Annotated in this window: 21 protein-coding genes; 12 read left to right on the plus strand and 9 right to left on the minus strand. The window is 73.1% G+C overall.

The features are described from left to right. Positions 1-19: 19 nt before the first annotated feature. On the minus strand, positions 20-1,603 hold the full coding sequence (gene aceB, locus O7625_RS25240; protein ID WP_348774024.1) for a malate synthase A: 1,584 nt from the start codon (positions 1,601-1,603) through the stop codon (positions 20-22). A gap of 581 nt (positions 1,604-2,184) precedes the next feature. Here aceB and O7625_RS25245 point away from each other — a divergent pair. From O7625_RS25245 to O7625_RS25275, 7 genes are all read left to right on the plus strand, one after another. Continuing rightward, positions 2,185-3,279, plus strand: a complete 1,095-nt coding sequence (locus O7625_RS25245) for an ABC transporter substrate-binding protein (RefSeq protein WP_282342116.1) — start codon at positions 2,185-2,187, stop codon at positions 3,277-3,279. Then, positions 3,279-4,064, plus strand: a complete 786-nt coding sequence (locus O7625_RS25250) for an ABC transporter permease subunit (RefSeq protein WP_282342117.1) — start codon at positions 3,279-3,281, stop codon at positions 4,062-4,064. Before O7625_RS25245 ends, O7625_RS25250 begins: the two co-directional genes overlap by 1 nt. Before the next feature lie 3 nt (positions 4,065-4,067). Next, complete coding sequence (locus O7625_RS25255) at positions 4,068-4,862, plus strand: ABC transporter permease (RefSeq protein WP_282342119.1); 795 nt, start codon at positions 4,068-4,070, stop codon at positions 4,860-4,862. Beyond that, complete coding sequence (locus O7625_RS25260) at positions 4,859-5,650, plus strand: ABC transporter ATP-binding protein (protein ID WP_282342121.1); 792 nt, start codon at positions 4,859-4,861, stop codon at positions 5,648-5,650. The genes O7625_RS25255 and O7625_RS25260 overlap by 4 nt, the downstream gene beginning before the upstream one ends. A gap of 129 nt (positions 5,651-5,779) precedes the next feature. After that, a complete protein-coding gene (locus O7625_RS25265; protein WP_282342123.1) occupies positions 5,780-6,751 on the plus strand; it encodes a PaaX family transcriptional regulator C-terminal domain-containing protein in 972 nt (323 codons plus the stop codon). 227 nt (positions 6,752-6,978) lie between these two features. Then, on the plus strand, positions 6,979-8,238 hold the full coding sequence (locus O7625_RS25270) for a cellulose binding domain-containing protein (RefSeq protein ID WP_282342125.1): 1,260 nt from the start codon (positions 6,979-6,981) through the stop codon (positions 8,236-8,238). 88 nt (positions 8,239-8,326) lie between these two features. Beyond that, on the plus strand, positions 8,327-8,797 hold the full coding sequence (locus O7625_RS25275) for a hypothetical protein (protein ID WP_282342126.1): 471 nt from the start codon (positions 8,327-8,329) through the stop codon (positions 8,795-8,797). A gap of 16 nt (positions 8,798-8,813) precedes the next feature. Here O7625_RS25275 and O7625_RS25280 read toward each other — a convergent pair whose 3' ends face one another. From O7625_RS25280 to O7625_RS25315, 8 genes are read right to left on the minus strand one after another with little or no spacing between them, the layout of a single operon-like run. Further along, positions 8,814-9,599 (minus strand): IclR family transcriptional regulator C-terminal domain-containing protein, encoded by a 786-nt coding sequence (locus O7625_RS25280; protein WP_282342128.1) that lies wholly within the window; start codon positions 9,597-9,599, stop codon positions 8,814-8,816. Further along, the gene (pcaC, locus tag O7625_RS25285; protein WP_282342130.1) at positions 9,596-9,976 is read right to left on the minus strand and encodes a 4-carboxymuconolactone decarboxylase; all 381 of its coding nucleotides are present in this window, start codon (positions 9,974-9,976) and stop codon (positions 9,596-9,598) included. Before pcaC ends, O7625_RS25280 begins: the two co-directional genes overlap by 4 nt. Beyond that, positions 9,973-10,749, minus strand: coding sequence for a 3-oxoadipate enol-lactonase (gene pcaD, locus O7625_RS25290; RefSeq protein WP_282342132.1), 777 nt, complete (start codon positions 10,747-10,749; stop codon positions 9,973-9,975). The genes pcaC and pcaD overlap by 4 nt, the downstream gene beginning before the upstream one ends. Continuing rightward, entirely contained in the window at positions 10,746-12,086 is a 1,341-nt protein-coding gene (gene pcaB, locus O7625_RS25295; RefSeq protein ID WP_282342134.1) for a 3-carboxy-cis,cis-muconate cycloisomerase, read from the minus strand. Before pcaB ends, pcaD begins: the two co-directional genes overlap by 4 nt. Further along, complete coding sequence (gene pcaG / locus O7625_RS25300) at positions 12,061-12,633, minus strand: protocatechuate 3,4-dioxygenase subunit alpha (protein ID WP_282342136.1); 573 nt, start codon at positions 12,631-12,633, stop codon at positions 12,061-12,063. The genes pcaB and pcaG overlap by 26 nt, the downstream gene beginning before the upstream one ends. Further along, the gene (gene pcaH, locus O7625_RS25305; protein WP_282342138.1) at positions 12,626-13,366 is read right to left on the minus strand and encodes a protocatechuate 3,4-dioxygenase subunit beta; all 741 of its coding nucleotides are present in this window, start codon (positions 13,364-13,366) and stop codon (positions 12,626-12,628) included. The genes pcaG and pcaH overlap by 8 nt, the downstream gene beginning before the upstream one ends. After that, positions 13,363-14,100 (minus strand): CoA-transferase, encoded by a 738-nt coding sequence (locus O7625_RS25310; protein WP_348774025.1) that lies wholly within the window; start codon positions 14,098-14,100, stop codon positions 13,363-13,365. Before O7625_RS25310 ends, pcaH begins: the two co-directional genes overlap by 4 nt. 38 nt (positions 14,101-14,138) lie before the next feature. Next, positions 14,139-14,957 carry a CoA-transferase gene (locus tag O7625_RS25315; protein ID WP_282342142.1) on the minus strand — a complete coding sequence of 273 codons (819 nt, stop codon included), beginning with the start codon at positions 14,955-14,957 and terminating at the stop codon, positions 14,139-14,141. A gap of 262 nt (positions 14,958-15,219) precedes the next feature. Here O7625_RS25315 and O7625_RS25320 point away from each other — a divergent pair, with 262 nt between their 5' ends. The 5 genes from O7625_RS25320 (at position 15,220) to O7625_RS25340 (ending at position 20,213) form a co-directional block, all read left to right on the plus strand. After that, a complete protein-coding gene (locus O7625_RS25320) occupies positions 15,220-16,392 on the plus strand; it encodes a 4-hydroxybenzoate 3-monooxygenase (RefSeq protein ID WP_282342144.1) in 1,173 nt (390 codons plus the stop codon). 364 nt (positions 16,393-16,756) lie between these two features. Then, positions 16,757-17,731: an ABC transporter substrate-binding protein gene (locus O7625_RS25325; protein ID WP_282342146.1), complete on the plus strand. Its 975-nt coding sequence runs from the start codon at positions 16,757-16,759 to the stop codon at positions 17,729-17,731. A gap of 61 nt (positions 17,732-17,792) precedes the next feature. Next, positions 17,793-18,593, plus strand: coding sequence for an ABC transporter permease subunit (locus O7625_RS25330; RefSeq protein ID WP_282342148.1), 801 nt, complete (start codon positions 17,793-17,795; stop codon positions 18,591-18,593). Further along, a complete protein-coding gene (locus O7625_RS25335; protein WP_282342150.1) occupies positions 18,590-19,408 on the plus strand; it encodes an ABC transporter permease in 819 nt (272 codons plus the stop codon). Before O7625_RS25330 ends, O7625_RS25335 begins: the two co-directional genes overlap by 4 nt. Then, entirely contained in the window at positions 19,401-20,213 is an 813-nt protein-coding gene (locus O7625_RS25340) for an ABC transporter ATP-binding protein (RefSeq protein WP_282342151.1), read from the plus strand. Before O7625_RS25335 ends, O7625_RS25340 begins: the two co-directional genes overlap by 8 nt. Positions 20,214-20,245 lie beyond the last annotated feature (32 nt).

A 20,245-nucleotide genomic window follows, 5' to 3' on the forward strand; every position in this document is an offset into this window, starting at 1 on the left:
ATCCCTTCTCGATGACTGTTCACGACATCCGCTCGTACGCCGGCAGGGTGAGGAACTCGACGAAGTCGTCGGCGAGGCTGACCTCGACGAAGAGGTCCCGGGCGGCGGCGTAACCGGCGGCGTCGAAGGTCGGCCCCCGGTCGGCGGAGATCCTGGCGATCTCCTCGTCGACCACCTGCTCGACCAGGTCCCGGGTGACCTGCCGCCCGTCGGCCAGGACGACGTCGTTACGTACCCACTGCCACACCTGGGACCGGGCGATCTCGGCGGTGGCGGCGTCCTCCATCAGGTTGAAGATCGCGACCGCGCCCAGGCCGTCGAGCCAGGCCGCGAGGTACTGCAGCGCGGCGCTGACGTTGTTGCGCAGCCCGGCCTCGGTGACCTGCCCACCGGCCGACCGGACGTCCAGCAGCGCGGCGGCGTCGACCTTGACGTCGTCGCGGGTGCGGTCGAGCTGGTGCGGCGCGTCGCCCAGGACGCCGTCGAAGACCTCCCGGCACAGCGGCACAAGGTCCGGGTGCGCCACCCAGGACCCGTCGAACCCGATCGACGCCTCGCGGGTCTTGTCCTCCCGGACCTTGGCCAGGGCGGTGGCGTTGACCTGCTCGTCGCGCCGGCTGGGGATGAAGGCCGCCATGCCGCCGATGGCGTGCGCGCCCCGCGCGTGGCACGTCCGCACCAGCAGTTCGCAGTACGCCCGCATGAACGGCGCGGTCATGGTGACCGAGTTACGGTCGGGCAGGACGAAGTCCGCTCCCCGGTTGCGGTGCTTCTTGATGATGCTGAACAGGTAGTCCCACCGGCCGGCGTTCAGGCCGGCCGAGTGCTCCCGCAGCTCGTAGAGGATTTCGTCCATCTCGAACGCCGCCGGGATCGTCTCGATCAGCACGGTGGCCCGGATGGTGCCCTGCGGGATGCCCCGGTCGCGCTGTGCCCAGACGAAGATGTCGTTCCACAGTCGGGCTTCCCGGTGACCCTCCAGTTTGGGCAGGTAGAAGTAGGGGCCACGGCCGGCGTCGAGCTGCCGCCGCGCACAGTGGAAGAAGTAGAGCCCGAAGTCGACCAGCGCACCGGCGACCGGCTGCCCGTCCACGAGCAGGTGCTTCTCGTCCAGGTGCCACCCCCGGGGCCGCACGACGATGGTGGCGAGGTCGTCGCCGAGGGCGTAGGACCTGCCGTCGGGGGTGCTGAAGTCGATGGTGCGGTCCAGCGCGTCGACGAGGTTGAGCTGACCCGAGATGACGTTCTCCCAGGTGGGGGTGATGGCGTCCTCGAAGTCGGCGAGCCACACCTTGGCACCGGAGTTCAGCGCGTTGATCGTCATCTTCCGGTCGGTCGGGCCGGTGATCTCGACCCGCCGGTCCACCAGCCCGGGGGCCGGGGGCGCGACCCGCCAGTCCCCGTCGCGTACCCGCGCGGTCTCGGGGAGGAAGTCGAGCACGGCCCCGGCGTCCAGCTCGGCCTGCCGTGCGTCGCGCAGCGCCAGGAGTTCGTCGCGTCGGGCCCCGAAGTGGCGGTGCAGTCCGGCGAGGAACGCCACCGCCTCCGGGGTCAGTATCCGCTCGGATCCCGGCGTGGGTCCGCCGGTGATCGTCACGTCCACGTCCTGCTGGTTGGTCACGGCTGAACCTCGCTGTTCGTTCGCCAGATTTCCTGCGTCCCGGATCGCGTCGTGCTCGTGCGGGTCGTCGGCCGGGGCAGTCTGTATCAACAAGAGAGACGCCATCTCGGATAGCGATAGATTTACCCATCCTGTCGGCACTGTCAACCCCGCACTCCGCGTCGTCCGGGGCAGCGACACCCGCCGCGAGGTGCGCGAACTCGTCAAGACCGAGTATGGATCGCTTGACAAGATGCCATCTCGCATAGAGGATTTTGTCACCCGTCAACGCAGCTCCACCGTCGGCACGGCCGCCACCCTTCCTCGTGCCCGTGACCGAGGCGCCGGTCATCCCGCCGCCTGTCGTGAAGTCCTGGCGACACCGGCCCGCGTCACCCACCACGTCCGATCGGCAAACCCGATCGGACACCGCCGTACCCTCCTCACCCCCCTATCAGGTCCCGTCAGCGCACGCGGAGCACCGCCACCGGCCCACCGGTCGGCGTCCGCGTCGATGGCGACTCCGCGCGGGTCGGTTCGGCCGCCCGTCCGGGATGCCTGTCAATTCCCTGGAGGACATCCCCATGGCTTTTCTTGTGGACCCCGAGGCGCGCACCCCGGGAGACCGGGCCGCCGCAGCACCTCGTCGGGCGCACGACCGCGCCCCGCACCGCCGCCGGCACGGCGGACCGACCAGGCGCGGGCGGCTGGGCATCGCGCTGGCCGCCGTCAGCGCGCTCGCCCTGTCCGGCTGCTTCTCCGACGGCGGGTCCAGCGCCCCCGCCGACCCGTCGCTGGGAGCGCCGCTGAAGGTCACCCAGATCGGCTTCCCCAACGAGATCACCCTGGTCTGGGCGCTCCAGAAGGGCATCTTCGCCAAGCACGGCGTCGCCGTCGAACCGGTCACCCTCGCGTCCGCCTCGTCCGCCGTCGCCGCGGCCGACTCCGGCCAGGTCGACCTGGCCTTCTCCGGTGGATGGGGAGCCATCGTGGCCGCCTCGCAGGGGGTGCAGGTCAAGATCGTGATGGGTGCGTACTTCAATCCCACGCCGCCGGACCCGACCCGCAGCCGGGGCGTCTTCGCCAGCACGAAGAGCGGCGCGAAGACCTACTGCGACCTGGTCGGCAAGACCGTCGGGGTCACCGAGCTCAACGGCCCCGGCCAGGTCTACACCAGCGCGGCCGTCCGCAAGGCCGGCTGCGACGACAAGAAGATCAAGTACGTCAACATCCCGAGCGCGCAGATGGCCACCTCGATCAAGGGCGGCGCGGTCGACGCGATCAACGCCAGCGGGGCGATCGGCCAGACCCTGGTCCGCGAGGGCGGGGCGACCTGGCTCGGCGAGCCGTACGCGGACGTGCAGGGACGGATCAACTACGCCGGCTACGTCGCGTCGGAGAAGTTCGTCGCCGGCAACGCCGACCGGATCGCCAAGTTCCGGGCCGCCATGGACGAGTCGCTGCGGCAGATCCAGGACCCGGCCAACGAGGCGGAGTGGCAGAAGATGGCGGCCGACTTCGGCAAGACGACCGTGGAGGCGATCCGGGCCAGCCAGTTCGAGGAGCTGTCCGGCGAGGTGGACCGGGCGGCGTTGCAGAAGATGGCCGACATCGCCCACGAGTTCGGCGCGATCAGCACGAAGGTCGACACCTCCGGCCTCGTCCACGAGTCGGCTTGATGGCCGCCCTCCGCACCGCGCTGCGGCGCGGCGAGCCGGTGATCTGGGGGGCGGCGGGCCTCGGTCTGCTGGTCGCCGGCTGGGCCGCCGTCGCCGCCGCCGGGGTGGTGCCCGCGTCCGGGCTGCCCGGCCCGGTCGCGGTCGGGCGGGCGTTCGGCGGTCTGCTCGGGGACGCCGACTTCGTCCGGGAGTACTTCGACACGCTCGCCACCTGGGCGGTCAGCCTCGGCCTCGCGGTGGCCATCAGCATCCCGCTCGGCCTGGTGGTCGGCTACCTCGCCCCGTTGGCCCGGGCCAGCTCCCTGGTGATCGACATCGGGCGGGCCATGCCGGTCGTCACGCTGATTCCGGTGGCGATCGTCCTCATCGGCCTCGGACCGCAGATGAAGATCTCGGTGGTGACCTTCTCGGTCTTCTGGATCGTCCTGGTCAACACCATCTACGGGGTACGCAGCGTCGAACCGCTCACGCTGCGGGTCGCCCAGGCGCTGAAGTTCGGCCGGATCGAGACGATGCGCCGGGTGCTGCTGCCGACCACCCTGCCGTACGTGGTGACCGGCATCCGGATCGCCACCGGCATCGCCTTCGTGGTGACCCTGAGCGCCGAGCTGCTCGGGGCCACCACCGGCGTCGGCACGGTGCTGGTCAGCTACCAGGAGGCGCAACGGGCGGACGCGGTCTACGCCGGGGTGCTCGCGGTCAGCATCACCGGCATGGTGCTCAACATCGCCGCCCAGCTCGCCGAGCGCCGCGTCATCCGCTGGCGTCCGTCCAGGCAGGAGTAGACAGTGCGCAGATTCCTCATCCGGGTGGTCTCCTACACCTGGCTCGTGCTCGCCCTGGTGCTCGTGGCCGAGGTGCTGCTGCGCTGGCGCAACTCGTCGTTCACCCCGCCACCGAGCCGGGTGGCCGGCGCGTTCGTCGACCTGTGGTGGAGCGGACCGGCGTACCGGCTCTTCGCCTCCGACGCGTTCGTCGCCGACGTCGGCGCGAGCATGTTCCGGCTCGGCATCGGCTACGCGCTGGCGGTGGCGGTGGGCACCCTGGTCGGTGTGGCGCTGGGACGCAGCCGACGTCTGGAGTGGCTGTGCGCGCCGGTGGTGCGGCTCGGCGTCGCGACCCCCGCCGTGGTGCTCATCCCGATCGCGATCGTGCTGCTCGGGATCAACGACCGGATGCCCATCTTCGTGATCGCGTTCGGCTCGGTCTGGCCGGTCGTCTTCAACGCGATGGACGGGGTGGCCAACGTCGACCGGCTCGCCCTCAACAGCGCCCGGGCGATCGGGCTGCGCCGGGTGGACCGCTTCCGGTTCGTCGTGCTCCCGGCGGCGCTGCCGCGCATCCTGGCCGGCGCGCGGGTCAGCCTCGGCATCGCGGTGGTGCTGATGGTCAGCTCCGAGCTGTACGCCTCCACCTCCGGCGTCGGCTACCAGATCCTGCTCCAGCAGCAGAAGTTCGACACCCCCCGGATGTTCGCCGGCGTGGTGATGGCGTGCGCGATCGGCATCCTGTTCAACGCACTCTTCGGCCTGTACGAGCGGTGGGCGCTCCGCGGGCGACCGACGGTAGGGAGATCGGCATGAGCGACCCGGAAGACACCTCGGCCGCGCTGGTCGTCGCGGGGTTGTCCAAGACGTACACCACCAACGGGGTCGACCACCTGGCCATCGAGCAGGTGGACCTGGAGGTGCGCGCCGGTGAGTTCGTCTCCATCGTCGGGCCGTCGGGCAGCGGCAAGACGACGCTGCTCAACTGCATCTCCGGACTGATGCGGCCCAGCGCCGGCCAGGTCCGGTCGTTCGGCGAGACCATCGGCGACGGCCCGTCCGAGGACATGGCGATCGTGTTCCAGGACTACAGCCGCTCGCTGTTCCCGTGGCTCACCGTCGAGCGCAACATCGGACTGCCGCTGCGCCGGACCGGGGCCAGCCGGGCCGCGGTGGGCAGCGCGGTGGACAGCCTGCTGGAGGCCGTCGGGCTGCCCCGTTCGGTGATCGGGAAGTACCCGTGGCAGCTCTCCGGCGGCATGCAGCAGCGGGTGGCCATCGCCCGCGCGCTGATCAACAAGCCGAAGATCCTGCTGATGGACGAGCCGTTCGCCTCGGTGGACGCGCAGACCCGGATCAGCCTGGAGGATCTCACCCTGCGGGTGTGGCGGGAGTGGAACAAGTCCGTCCTGTTCATCACCCACGACATCGACGAGGCGGTCTACCTCTCCGACCGGGTGGTGGTGCTCAGCAAGGGTCCGTCGACGGTGAAGGCGACGGTGGACGTGCCGCTGCCCCGCGACCGCGACCAGATCCACACCAAGCAGGAGCCGCTCTTCGGCAAGCTGCGCAGCGAGGTGATGGACCTCGTCATGGGCCACTGACCGACCGGTGGGAGGCCACGGGACCGGCCCGGCGGCCTCCCGCCGGAGTCGGGGCCGGAACCGGAGGAGAAGTCGCGCCCGACCCCGGCGGCCGGGCGCGGCCCCACCGTGGTGGGACAATCTGACGGGGTGAACGCCGAACAGCCCACCGACGACGTCCGCACCCCCCGGGCCCAGCTCGGGTCGAGCCCGCAGCACCTGCTGGCCACCCTGCTCGGTGAGTACCTCGACTCCGCGGACGCCGACCTGCCGTCGGCGGCGGTCATCGCGATGCTGCGGGAGTTCGGGATCACCGAACCGAGCGCCCGTGCCGCCCTGTCCCGGCTGGTCAAGCGTGGTCTCATCGCGGCCCGGGGTAACACCCGGCCGCCGGTCTACCACCTCACGCCCGCGGCGATCGCCCGGCACCGCTCCCGGATGCGGTACTTCCTGGACTTCGGCGCACGCCCACCGCACTGGACCGGGGACTGGGTGGTGGTCTCCTTCTCGGTCCCCAGCTCCGGCCAGGCCGCCCGGCACGCGGTGCGCCGGGCGCTGACCGGCCACGGTTTCGTGGGCCTCTACGACAGCGTGTGGATCCGGCCGGGCAGCCACGCCGGAGCGGTCCGGGCGGAGCTGACGGCGCTGCTGCACGCCGTCGAGGGGGCGCGCTGGTCGGTGCTGCACGCCCGGTTCGACGAGGAGTCCGGCCCGCACGGCCCGGCCGCCGCGTACGACCTGACCGGCCTCGCCGCCGGCTACACGGCCTTCGTCGCGCGCTACGCGCCGTTGCGGGCGGCCGCCCGCCGGGGCTCGGTCGACCCGGCCACGGCGCTGGTGGCGCGCACCTCCGCGATGGACTCCTGGCGGCGGTTCGCCGACACCGACCCGGACCTGCCCGCCCACCTGCTACCGCAGCCCTGGCCCCGCCAGCAGGCCCGGGAGACCTTCCTGGACGTCCACGGCGCGCTCGGCGCGCTCGCCCGCGCCCGGCTGGTCGAGGTGGCCGCCCCGCACTGGCCGGCCGCCGCCGGCTGGATCACCCACTTCGACGCCACCCGGGACGCCACCCGCCCGGAACCGGCCGACGGCCCGCCCGGCGTCCCACGCCGTACCGACTGACCGGCACGGACGGGCGTCGGACCCGGCCCGCCAGACAGGCAAGACATTGACACTTTTCGTTACCACAGTGATAGTAACTGCATACCGCGACCGCCTGTGGGACCGCGGCAGGGCGGTCGACGCGTCCACGTCGACCCGCCCCGTCACCGGCGCTGACCACCCTGGTCGGGCCGGCGGTAGACCCGCCACCGCAGGGGGTGCCACCGCCGACACCCGCAGGAGGGTGCATGCCACTCAGATCGAAGCTCTACGCCGGCCTGACGGCCGCGCTCGTGCCGGCAGCCGCCGTGCTGATGACCCTCGGCGCGACACCGGCCGACGCCGCGGTCGGCGGATCGGGGCCCTATCCCGCCGACTACGAGACCTCGACCAGCCTGCCCAACCACACCATCTTCCGGCCGCAGACGCTGCCGTCCGAGCGGCTGCCGATCCTCGTCTGGGGCAACGGCGGCTGCTCGGCCAACGGCCTCTCGCAGGGCAACTTCCTGCGTGAGATCGCCTCGCACGGCTTCCTGGCCATCGCCAACGGCGGGCCGAACGCCTCCGGCTCGACCAACTCGCAGATGCTCACCCAGTCCATCGACTGGGCCGTGGCCGAGAACTCCCGCCAGGGCAGCAAGTACTACAACCGGATCGACACCGGCAAGGTCGCCGTCGCCGGCTTCTCCTGCGGCGGCCTGGAGGCGTACGCCGTCTCCAACGACCCCCGGGTGACCACCACCGGCATCTTCAGCAGCGGCCTGCTCAACGACGCCGACGACTACCAGCTCCGGCGGCTGACCAAGCCGATCGCCTACTTCGTCGGTGGCCCCAGCGACATCGCCTACCCGAACGCCATCGACGACTGGGGCAAGCTGCCGGCCGGGCTGCCCGCCTTCATGGGCAACCTCAACGTCGGGCACGGCGGCACCTACGACCAGCCCAACGGCGGCGAGTTCGGCCGGGTGGCGGTGCTCTACCTCAAGTGGCGGCTCAAGGGCGACACCACCGCCGGCGGCAACTTCGTCGGCGCCAACTGCGGGCTCTGCCGCACCCAGTGGACCGTCCAGCAGAAGAACCTGACGCTCGGCGACCCGCCGCCCACCACTCCCCCGCCCACCACGCCGCCACCGACCACGCCACCGCCCACCACTCCCCCACCCACCACTCCCCCACCGACGACTCCCCCGCCGACCACGCCGCCCGGCGGGAACGGCGGCTGCACCGCGGTCTACGCCGTGCAGGACCAGTGGAACGGCGGGTTCGTCGCCAACGTCAGCGTCACCGCGGGAACCAGCGCGCTCACCGGCTGGCGGGTCACCCTGAACCTGCCGAGCGGAGCGTCGGTCACCTCGCTGTGGAACGGCGTCGGCAGCGGCACCAGCGGCAGCGTCACCGTCACGAACCAGAGCTACAACGGACGGCTGGCCGCCGGGCAGGCCACCAGTTTCGGATTCCAGGGCACCGGGACCGGCGCCGGCGCCACCGCCACCTGCACCGGAAGCTGACCGACCGCCCGAGGAGGCAGGCGGATCAGACCGCGCGGCGGGCCGGTACCGGGTACCGGCCCGCCGAGGGGTGTTCTAGGGTGCCGACATGACGAGCGCACCCCGGGAGGCCGAGAACCGCATCGGCCCGGTCGGCGCCTTCCTCTGCCGGCTGGTCTTCCTGGCCATCTGCCTGCCCGGGCCGGCCCTGCTCGCCGCCGACCTGCTGGGCGACCTGCCGGTGTCGACCGGGGAGCGCTGGGGCCTGCTCGCCGGCGGGGTGTTCACCACCGTCGTCAGCGTCGGCTTCGGCCTCTTCGGCTGGCGGGTGGTCGACCGGTCCCGCCGCGACGCGCGCCAGCTCGACGCCACCGGGGTCGCCGCGACGGCGGAGATCCTCACCGTGGCGCACCACCTCGGCGGCGAGGACCCGGGGCTCCTGCTCCACCTGCGGATCCACGGACCCGGGTTCGCCGCCTTCGAGGCCGACACCGTCCGGCCCGACGACCCGGCGCTCGTGCCCGGCGCGCTGCTGAACGCCGTCGTGGACCCGGCGGACCGGCTCTACCGGGTGGGGTGACGGCGGTCCGGCCGGCTCAGGCCGCGCCCCGCAGGTCCTCCTCGATCCGCCGCGCCGTGGCCAGCAGCGGTGGCAGCAGCTCCCGCCGGATCAGCTCGAAGGACCCCCGGCTGGCGTGGGCGGACAGGTTCACCGCCGCGACGACCGTGCCGTCCTCGCCGTGGATCGGTGCGGCCAGCGAGCGCAACCCCTCCTCCAGCTCCTGGTCCACGATGGCGTAGCCCTGGCCGGCGATCTTCGTCAGGACGGCCCGCAACCTCGCCGGGTCGGTGACGGTACGCCGGGTCAACGGCCGCAGCGACGCGGTCGCGAGGTAGCCGTCCAACCAGTCCGCCGGCTGCGCGGCCAGCAGCACCCGTCCCATCGAGGTGGCGTACGCGGGGAACCGGGTGCCCACGTTGATCCCCACCGTCATGATCCTCTTGGTGGGCACCCGGGCGACGTAGACCACCTCGTCGCCGTCGAGCACCGACACCGAACAGGACTCGTGCACCTGCGCGACCAGGGCCTCCATGTGCCGCTGCGCGATCTCGGGCAGGCTCAGCCCCGACAGGTACGCGTAGCCGAGGGCGAGGATCCGCGCCCGCAGCGAGAACAACCGGCCGTCGGTGTGCACGTAACCCAACTCGACCAGGGTGAGCAGGAACCGGCGGGCGGCGGCCCGGGTCAGCCCGGTCCGACGGGCCACCTCGCTCAGCGTGAGCCGCGGATGCTCGGCGTCGAAGGCCCGGATCACCGCGAGTCCGCGCTCCAGCGACTGCACGAAGTCCGGCGACCGCGCCGCCTCCCCGCCCACGCTCACCCCGCCTCCTGCCGCAGGACCTCCCGGGCCACCCGGAACGCCCGGTTCGCCGCCGGTACGCCAGCGTAGACGCCGACCTGGAGCAGCACCTCCGCCACCTCCTGCGGGCTCAGCCCGTTGCCCAGCGCGGCCCGCACGTGCATCGCCAGCTCCTCGTCGTGGTGCAGGGCGGCCAGCACGGCGAGGGTGACGCAGCTACGGGTACGCCGGTCGAGACCCGGCCGGCTCCACACCTCCCCCCACGCGTAGCGGGTGATGAAGTCCTGGAAGTCGGCGGTGAACTCGTCGGTGCCGGCGACCGCGCGGTCGACGTGCGCGTCACCGAGCACCTGCCGGCGTACCGCCATGCCGGCCTCGTGCCGCTCGTGGTCGTTCATCGCTCACCCGGTTCCTCGAAGTGCTCACGCAGGAGCCGACCCACCGGCCCGGCCTGCTCGACGTTGGCCAGGTGCGCCGCCGCGTCGAGGACGACCAGCCGTGCCCCGGGGATACCCCGGGCGATCTCCCGGGCGTGCGCGACCGGGGTCGCCGGGTCGTCCGCGCCCGCGACGACCAGCGTCGGCGTGCCGATCCGACCCAGGTCGGGGCGGAGGTCCATGGCGGCGATCGCCTCGCAACAGGCGGCGTAGCCGGCGGGGGGCGTCGCGGTGAGCAGCTCCCGGCACCCGGCCACCACGTCCGGGCGGGCCACGGCGAACGCCGGGGTGAACCAGCGGGCCACCACCGCGTCGGCGATCGTCGACAGGCCGCCGGCCCGTACCGTCGCCGCCCGCTCCCGCCACGGGGCGGGCGGGGGGAGCCACGCCGCGGTGCACAGCAGCGCCAGCCGCCGCACCCGCTCGGGCGCGTGGGCGGCGAGCCACATCCCGACCATCCCGCCGAGGGACAGCCCGGCGTAGTGCACCCACGGCACCGCGAGGGCGTCCAGCGTCCGCAGCACCTCCCGGCCCAGCAGGTCCAGGGTGTACGGCCCGTCCGGCACCGCCGAGCGGCCGTGACCCAGGTGGTCGTACCGGATGACCCGGAACCGCTCGGCGAGCACCGGGACCTGGGGTTCCCACATCGCTGCGGTGGTGCCGAGGGAACTGCCGAGCAGCAGCACCGGCGCGGCGGCCGGACCGTCGACGGTGACGTGCAGCCGGGAGGTCACCGGCCCGCGCCCCGGACGGCGGCCAGCGCCCGGTCGACGAGCGGGCCGGCCGACCCGAGCCACCGGTGCGGGTCGAGCGCCTCGTCGAGCTGCGCCTCGGACAGATGGGCGCGGATCTCGGGGTCGGCGAGCAGCGCGGCCCGGAACGAGGGTGCGGCGGCGGCGCGGGTGACCAGGTCGTGCGCGGCGCTGCGCCCGACGGCGGGGGCCAGCCGGGCGGCGACGGCCTCGGCGAGCACGAGCCCGCCGGTCGCGTCGAGATTCGCCCGCATCCGTTCCGGACGGACGTGCAACCCGGTCAGTAGCCGGGCGCACCGGCCGGCGGCACCGCCGGCCAGGTGCAGCAGCTCGCACAGCGGCTCCCACTCGGCGTGCCAGCCGCCGGCGGACCTTTCGTGTTCCTGTACGGCCGCGCCGAACAGGGTGGCGACCAGGCCGGGGCCGCGGCGCGCCGCGGCCCCGATCAGGATCGAGTCCACCGGGTTGCGCTTGTGCGGCATGGCCGAGGAGCCGCCCCGGCCGGTGCCCCCCTCGGCGACCTCGCCGATCTCGGTCTGGGCGAGCAGTCCCACGTCGAGCGCGACCTTGCCGGTCGCCGCGAGTGCCGCACCGAGGGCGGCGGTCAGGTCGAGGCGGGGTTGCCGGCAGGTGTGCCAGGGCAGCGGGCTCGCGGGCAGCCCCAGCCGGGCCGCGAACCGCTCGGCGACCCGCGGACCGGCCGGGCCGAGGGCGGCCAGGGTGCCGACCGCGCCGCCGAGCTGGGCGGGCTGCCCGGCACCCGCCTGCCGGAGCCGGTCCCGGGCCTGCGCCAGGCCGGTCGACCACCCGGCGGCCTTGAGCCCGAAGGTGGTGGGTGCCGCCTGCTGCCCGAGGGTCCGGCCGACCAGCACGGTGTCCCGGTGGGTGGCGGCGAGCCGGGCGGCGGCGTCGACGGCGGCGTCCAGGTGGCGCAGCAGCGGACCGAGCGCCCGCACCGCCACCAGGCTCAGCGCGGTGTCCAGGATGTCCTGGCTGGTCGCCCCGAGGTGCACCCACGGCCGGGCCGAGGCGGGCACGGCGGCGGTCAACTCCCGCACCAGCGGGACGACCGGATTCCCGGCGGCGTCGGCGGCCCGGCCGAGGGCAACCGGGTCGTACCGCTCGGGGCGGCACCGGGCGACGATCGCGTCGGCCGCCGACCCGGGCAGCACACCGGCGTCCGCCCCGGCCCTGGCCAGCGCCGCCTCCCCGTCCAGCAGCGCCCGCAACAGGGCCGGGTCGCCGAGTTCGGCGTCCACGTCCGGGGTGCCGGAGAGGCCGGAGAGCAGGCCGTCAGACGGCGAAGAAGACGGTCTCACGGTCACCCTGGAGGCGGATGTCGAAGCGGAACCCGTCCGGCGCGGTGGTGGCCAGCAGGGTGGCCCGGCGGTCGGCGTCGAGACCGCGCAGCACCGGGTCGACGGCGTTGGCCGCCGGCTCGTCGGGGAAGTAGAGCCGGGTGACCAGGCGGTGCAGCAGCCCCCGGCCGAGGATCGACAGGTTGAGGTGCGGGGCCTCGGTGCCGCCGTCCAGGGCGGGCAGTGCCCCCGGTCGGACGGTCAGCAGCCGGTACCGCCCCCGCTCGTCGGTCTCGCTGCGGCCGAACCCCCGGAATCCCGCGAGCGCGGGCGGCCAGGCCCCGCGCGGGTCGTCCGGATGGTCGAACCGGCCGTCGGGGTCGGCCTGCCAGCTCTCCACCAGCGCGTCGACCACCGGCGTTCCGGTGCCGTCGAGGATCCGGCCCCGGATCCAGAACGCCCCCGGGGTGCCCTCGGGGACGACGTACGGGCCGTCGGGCCAGTGCAGACCGATGCTCAGGTACGGCCCCACCGTCTGTGCCGGGGTGACGCCCAGCCGTTCACTCATCGTCGTCGCCGTCCTCGAAGGGGGTGCCCTCCCGGCCCCGCAGCACGATGTCGAACCCGTACGCCAGCGCCCACTGCGGCACCGTGCCGGCGTGGTCGTAGCGGGCGACCAGCCGTTGCCGGGCGTCCGGGTCACGGATCGCGTGGAGCACCGGATCCTGGAAGAAGAGCGGGTCGTCGGGGAAGTACATCTGGGTGACCAGCCGTTGGGTGAACGCCCGGCCGAACAGCGAGAAGTGGATGTGCGCCGGCCGCCAGGCGTTGTCGTGGTTGCGCCAGGGGTACGCGCCGGGCCGCACGGTGACGAACCGGTAGCGCCCCCGGTCGTCGGTGAGGGTCCGGCCCACCCCGTCGAAGTGCGGGTCCAGCGGGGCCGGCCAGGTGTCGCTCGCGTGGCGGTAGCGCCCGGCGGCGTTGGCCTGCCAGATCTCGACCAGGGTGTGCGGCACCGGGCGACCGTCGCCGTCCCGGACCCGGCCGTGCACGATGATCCGCTGCCCCTGCGGTGGGCCGTCGTGCTGGCGGGTCAGGTCGTGGTCGAGGTCGCCGAGTCGTCCCTCGCCCAGCAGCGGCCCGGTGACCTCGGTCAGCCGCTGCGGCAGGTGGACCGGCGGCTGCCGGGGGGCCCGCGTCACGGTCGACCGGTAGCCGGGACTGAGCAGCGGTGGGTGGGTGTCGACGTCGTCGCGCCGGTACGCCGGCAGCACCGGCGCACCGCCGGCCTCCCCGGTCATCGTCCCTCCCGTGTGGTCGTCGCCAACGTCCGCAGCACCGCCAGCTCGTGCGGCGTCGGCGGGTCACCGGTGGTCAGCGGCTCGGCCACGGCGAGGTCCCAGCCGGTGGCCGCCCGGGCCCGTTCCTGGGTCACCCCGGGATGCAGCCGGGTCAGGGTCAGCTCGCGGCTGACCGGATCGGGTTCGAGCACGCCCAGGTCGGTGATCACCAGGCGGGGACCGCCGCCGCGCAGGCCGAGCCGTTCCCGGTCGCCCGGTCCCGCCCCGTACCCGACCGAGGTGACGAAGTCGACCCGCTCGACGAAGGTGCGGAGGTTCTGCCGGACGATCACCACCACCTCGCGGCAGGAGGCGGCGATCTCCGGTGCGCCACCGGCGCCGGGCAGCCGCACCCGGGGGGCGTCGTAGTCGCCGACCACGGTGGTGTTGAGGTTGCCGTACCGGTCGAGCTGCGCCGCGCCGAGGAAGCCGACGTCGATCCGGCCGGGCTGGAGCCAGTAGTTGAACACCTCGGGCACCGACACCACCGCGTCGGCGGTGTCGGCGAGGATGCCGTCGCCGATGGACAGCGGCAGCCGGTCCGGTTTCGCGCCGAGGCAGCCGGACTCGTAGACCAGCGCCAGGTGCGGGGCGTGGGTCGCCCGGGCGAGGTTCGCCGCCGTGCTGGGCAACCCGATCCCGACGAAACAGGCGGTGCCGTCGCGCAGTTGCCGGGCGGCGGCGACGGTCATCATCTCGTCGGCGGTCCAGTCCGTCGTCGCGTCCGCCCCGCTCACGTCGCCACCCCGGCCCGGTGCACGTGCTCGTCGAGCCAGGCCCGGAAGGTGTCGCGGTGCCGGCTCACGGCGTCCCACGCCCGGTAGAAGTCGTTGTCCCGGACCGAGTAGCCCTGCGTGTAGGAGGGGTGCGCGCCGCCGGGCACCTCGGCGACGGCGGTGACCGCCCAGCCGGGCAGCACGACCTGGCCGGGCACCGGCGTCAGCTCGTCCACGATCTCCTCCACGGTGACCAGCGACCGGTGCGCCGCGAGCACGGCCTCCTTCTGCACCCCGGTGATGCCCCAGATCTGCACGTTGCCGGCCCGGTCGGCGCGCTGCGCGTGCACCACCGTCACGTCCGGGCGCAGGGCCGCCACGGCGGTGAGGGTCTCCCCGGTGAAGGGGCAGGTGACGGAGCTGACGTTGGCCGTGTGCCGGGGCAGGTCGGTGCCGGTGTAGCCGCGCAGCACGGCGAACGGCAGCCCGGACGCCCCGGCCAGGTAGCGGTTCGCCATCCCGGCGTGGCTGTGCTCCTCCAGCTCCAGCGGGCGCGGCCAGCCCTGCTGCACGGCGTCCCGGAAGCGGTGCAGCGAGCCCACCCCCGGATTGCCGCCCCAGGAGAAGACCAGGCGACGGGCGCACCCGGCCCCGATGAGCTGGTCGTAGACCACGTCGGGGGTCATCCGGACCAGGGTGAGTTCCCGCCGTCGCTGGCGGATGACCTCGTGACCGGCGGCGAACGGGATGAGGTGGGTGAACCCCTCCAGGGCCACCGTGTCGCCGTCGCGGACCAGCTCCGCCACGCCGTCGGCGAGCGAGACGAGCCGCGCCATCAGCCTCCCCCGCCTGCCGCGAACCGGGCACCGCCGGCTGTGCGCCATGCGGACCGCCGTACTCATGTCGAACGTACGACGGACAACGACGTACGTCAACGCGTTGACGGCGGCCGGACCGCGTGCCAACGTTCATAGGGAGAACGGCCGTTCGGTCACCGAACACCGCCGGACACCCGTCGGGCGCAGCCCGCAGCCTCCCGGGAGGACCCCGCACACTCCCGTCTGGACCGGGGCCGCACGGGGAACGAGGAGGTCGCAGATGCGTACCCAGGTCGGCATCGTCGGCGCCGGGCCGGCGGGACTCATGCTGTCGCACCTGCTGCACCGGCAGGGCATCGACTCGGTGGTGCTGGAGACCCGCAGCCGCAGCCACGTCGAGCAGCGGGTCCGGGCCGGCGTCCTCGAACAGGGCTCGGTCGACCTGCTCTGCCGCACCGGTCTCGGCGAGCGGCTGCGCCGGGAGGGACTGCGGCACGAGGGTATCGAGCTGCGCTTCGCCGGTGAGTCGCACCGGGTGCCGATGACCGAGCTGACCGGCCGGGCGATCACCGTCTACGGCCAGCAGGAGGTGGTCAAGGACCTGATCGCCGCCCGACTCGCGGCCGGCGGCACGCTGCTGTTCGACGCCGACGTCGTCCGGCTGACCGGGCTCGACTCCGACGCGCCGGTCGTCCACTACCGACGCGACGGGCGCGCGGAGGAGCTGCGCTGCGACTTCGTGGCCGGCTGCGACGGCTTCCACGGGGTGAGCCGGGCCGCGGTGCCCGAGGGGGTGCTGACCAGCCACGAACGGGCGTACCCCTTCGCCTGGCTCGGCGTGCTGGCCGCCGCCGCACCGGCGGTGCGGGAACTCGTCTACGCCCACCACGACCGGGGTTTCGCCCTCTACAGCATGCGCTCACCGGAGGTCTCCCGGCTGTACCTCCAGGTCGCGGCGGACGCGGATGTCGCCGACTGGCCGGACGGACGGATCTGGACGGAGCTGCGGACCCGGCTGGAGACGGTGCCGGGCTGGTCGCTCACCGAGGGGCCGGTGCTGGAGAAGTCCGTCACCCCGATGCGCAGCTTCGTGGTCGAGCCGATGCAGTGGGAACGGCTGTTCCTGGCCGGCGACGCGGTGCACATCGTCCCGCCGACCGGCGCGAAGGGCATGAACCTGGCGCTGGCCGACGTCGCGCTGCTCGGCGAGGCGTTCGCCGCCTGGTACGGCCACGGGCGGACCGACCTGTTGGCGGGCTACTCGGCCACCGCGCTGCGCCGGGTCTGGCGGGCGCAGCACTTCTCCTGGTGGATGACCTCCATGCTGCACCGGCTGGCGACCGACGACCCGTACGAGGCGAAGCTGCAGACCGCCACCCTGCGGTACGTCGCCACCTCCCGCGCCTACGCCACCAGCCTGGCCGAGAACTACGTAGGTCTGGCCGAGGTCTGACCACCGTGGACCCGCCCGGACGGGGGCGCGGCCACCCGGTGGCCGTCGCGCCGCCTGGCCCACCGCCATCCGGGTACGCGCCGGAGCGACGCCACCACGACGCAGCGTTGTTCAACTCATTCATGACGGGCGTCAGAAATTATTGACTTTCGATGCCGTGGTGGCCGACCATGGCCAGCACGGCGGCGTACGTCCCCACGCCGCGACCGGTCTCCCGCAGCACCGTTCCCCCGCAGCACCGTTCCCCCGCAGCTCTGCTCCCCCCGCAGCACCGCTTCCCCGCAGCACCGATCCCCCGCAGAACCGAGGCGTACCGCCGACTTCCGACGCACCCCACCACCCCCGCCCAGGAAGGGCCTCGTCAATGAAGAAGGTCATGGCTCTCGGGCTGATCGCCGTCACCGCGATCGCCCTCACCGGATGTACCGACTCCGACGCGTCCAGCCCGTCCCCGCAGGCCTCGGGTGACCTGCGCAAGGTCCGGGTCGCGGCGCTGCCCATCACCGAGACCGCCGCGCTGTGGGGTGGCATCAGGGCGGGGATCTTCGCCGAGCGCGGGCTCCAGGTCGAGGTGCTGCCCGCCCAGGGTGGCGCACAGGCCATCCCCGCGCTGATGAACGGCGACATCGACTTCGCCATCGGTCAGCCCTTCGGTCCGTTCCGGGCCGACCTGCAGAAGCTCGGCGTCGTCATCATCGGCAACTACGCCTCCTCGTACGCCGACGGCGACGACATCAACGCCGTGGTGGCCTCGGCGAAGTCGGGCATCCGGCGGCCGGCCGATCTGGCGGGCAAACGGGTCGCGGTCAACAGCCTGGGCGCGGCCGGCGACGTCACGATCATGGCGGCGGTGGAGAAGGACGGCGGCGACCCGACCAGGATCAAGTTCGTCGAGGTGGCCTTCCCGGACGCGCCGGCCCAGCTCGCGGCGGGCAACATCGACGCCGCCTGGGTGCCGGAGCCGTTCGTCACCCAGCTGAAGAGCCGGGGCGACACCTTCGTCGTCGCGCCCTACCAGGCGGTCGTGCCCGGCCTGGCCACCCTCACCACGATCACCACCACCGAACGCACCGACAAGGACGCCGCACTGGTCGAGGACTTCTCGGCGGCGATGAAGAAGACCCTGGAGTGGGCCGGCGACCCGGCCAACGAGCCGGCCGTCCGGCAGGCCATCAAGGACAACCTGCAACTGCCGCCGCCGGTGGCGGAATCGGTCCGGCTGCCGGCGTTCGGTTGGGACGTCGACCGGGCGAGCCTGCAGAAGCTCGCCGAACTCGCGCAGAAGTACCGGGTACTCGACCGGCAGCCCGATCTCGACCGCCTCGTCCACCAGCAGTAGCCGGCAAGCCGCCCGCCCGACCCCGGGCGGGCGGCGTCGTCCGCGCCACCACGGAGGTGACATGCGCGTGCCCCCCACCCGACGCCTGCGCACGGCACGCAGGGTGCTGCTGGGCGGCCTCGGCCTGGCCGGCTTCCTCGTCTGCTGGCAGGCGGTCCCCACGCTGGGCCTGGTCGACCCGCAGTACCTGCCCCGGGTGACCGACGTGCTCGCCCGGCTGGCCGAGCAGCTCGTCGACCTCGCGTTCTGGCGGCGACTGGGCAGCACCATGACGTCGTGGGCGATCGGGGTGACGGTGGCCACGGTCGCCGCCGTCGTCCTCGGCACGGTCGTCGGGCTGGTGCCGTTCCTGCGGCGCGCGACCCACACGACGGTGGAGTTCCTGCGTCCCATCCCGTCGGTCGCCCTGATCCCGCTCGCCGTGCTGATGTTCGGCATCCAGCGCGAGGCCGCCCTGGTGATCATCGTCTACGCGTCGTTCTGGCAGGTGTTCGTACAGGTCATCTACGGGGTCGCCGACGTCGATGCGGTCGCCCGGGACACCGCCCGCAGCTTCGGGCTGCGCCGCCGCGAGCGGTTGACCCATCTCGTCCTGCCGACCACCCTGCCGTACCTGATGACCGGGCTGCGGCTCGCCGCGGCGGTGGCGCTCATCCTGGCCGTCACCGCGGAGATGGTGATCGGCAACCCCGGCCTCGGCCGCATGATCGAGCTGTCCCGGTCCGCCGGGGACGCCGTCGGCCTGTACGCCCTGGTCGTGGTCACCGGCCTGCTCGGGCTGGCGGTGAACCTGGTCTTCCGGTTCGTCGAGCGGCGGACGCTGTCCTGGCACCAGTCGGTACGGGGCGAGGAGACGCCGTGACCGGGCACGGAACCGCCGGCCGACCGCCCCGGCGCCGGACCGGCGGCCGGCTGGCGGCGGGCCTGCTGCACGCCCTCGGGCTGCCGCTGCTGCTCCTGGTGCTCTGGGGCCTGGTGGCGACGAGGGCGACGAACCGGTTCTTCCCCGACCCGGTGACCATCGCCGACGCCTTCGTCGACACCTGGATCGGGCCGGCGTTCACCGGGGACGTGCTGCCGAGCCTCGCCCGGCTCGGCCTCGGCCTCGGCGCGTCGATCGTGCTCGGCACCGCCGCCGGGACCGTCATCGGCCTGACCCGGTGGCTGCGTGAGCTGCTCGAACCCCTGCTGGAGTTCCTCCGGGCCATCCCGCCGCCGGTGCTGATCCCGGTGATGATGCTCCTGCTCGGCATCACCGACACCATGAAGGTCGTGGTGATCGTCTCCGGCGCGGTCTGGCCGATCCTGCTGAACACGATCGAGGGGGTCCGGTCCACCGACAGCGTCATGACGCAGACCGCGCGGTCGTTCCGGGTCACCTGGTGGGAACGGCTGTGGTTCCTGGTGCTCCCGGCCGCCAGCCCACGGATCATGGCCGGGGTCCGGCAGGCCCTGTCGGTCGGCCTCATCCTGATGGTCATCTCCGAGATGTTCGCCTCGTCGGCCGGGCTCGGCTACCGGATCGCCTACTTCCAGCGCAACTACCTGGTCGCCGAGATGTGGAGCGGCATCCTGCTGCTCGGGCTGGTCGGCGTGCTGCTCGCGGTGGTGTTCGGTCTCGTCGAACGGCGCGTCCTGCGCTGGTACCACGGAATCAGGGAGGTCAACCGTGTCTGACCGGCGCACCCTGCTGCGGGTGGAGCACCTGCGCAAGGTCTACGAGTCCCCCACCGGCGACGTCGAGGCGATCGGGGACCTCAGCTTCACCATGGACGCCGGTGAGCTGGTCTGCATCGTCGGGCCGTCCGGGTGCGGCAAGACCACCCTGCTGAAGTGCCTCGCCGGTCTGCTGCGGCCCACCGGCGGGGTGGTCGAGATGCACGGGGCCCCGGTGACCGGCCCGAGCCCCGCCATGGCGGTGGTGTTCCAGGAGTACGGGCGCAGCCTCTACCCGTGGCTGACGGTGCGCGGAAACGTCGAGCTGCCGCTGCGGCACAAGAAGCTCTCCCGCGCCGCGCGCGGCACACTGGTCGCCGACGCGCTCGACGCGGTCGGCCTGGGGCACGCCGCGCGCAGCCACCCGTGGCAGCTCTCCGGCGGGATGCAGCAGCGGGTGGCGATCGCCCGGGCCGTCGCCTACCAGCCCGAGATCCTGATCATGGACGAGCCGTTCGCCGCCGTCGACGCGCAGACCCGGGCCGACCTGGAGGATCTGGTCCGCGAGCTGCACGCCCGCCGGCAGATGTCGATCCTGTTCGTCACCCACGACATCGACGAGTCGGTGTACCTGGGCGAGCGGGTGCTCGTGCTCTCCCACGCCCCGACCCGGGTCCGGGAGGACCTGACGGTCGACCTGCCGCCGGAGCGCGACCAGATCACCACCCGCGCCCTGCCTCGCTTCACCGAGCTGCGTACGCGCGTCTACGGCGAGATCCAGCGGGCCAAGCGCGGGGGGCAGCCGGCGGAGCGGTCCGCGCCGTGAGCGACGCCCGGACGACGAACGCACCGAGAGGG

Source organism: Micromonospora sp. WMMD714 (genome assembly GCF_029581315.1).
In the GTDB taxonomy this organism is placed as follows: Bacteria; Actinomycetota; Actinomycetes; order Mycobacteriales; family Micromonosporaceae; genus Micromonospora; species Micromonospora rifamycinica.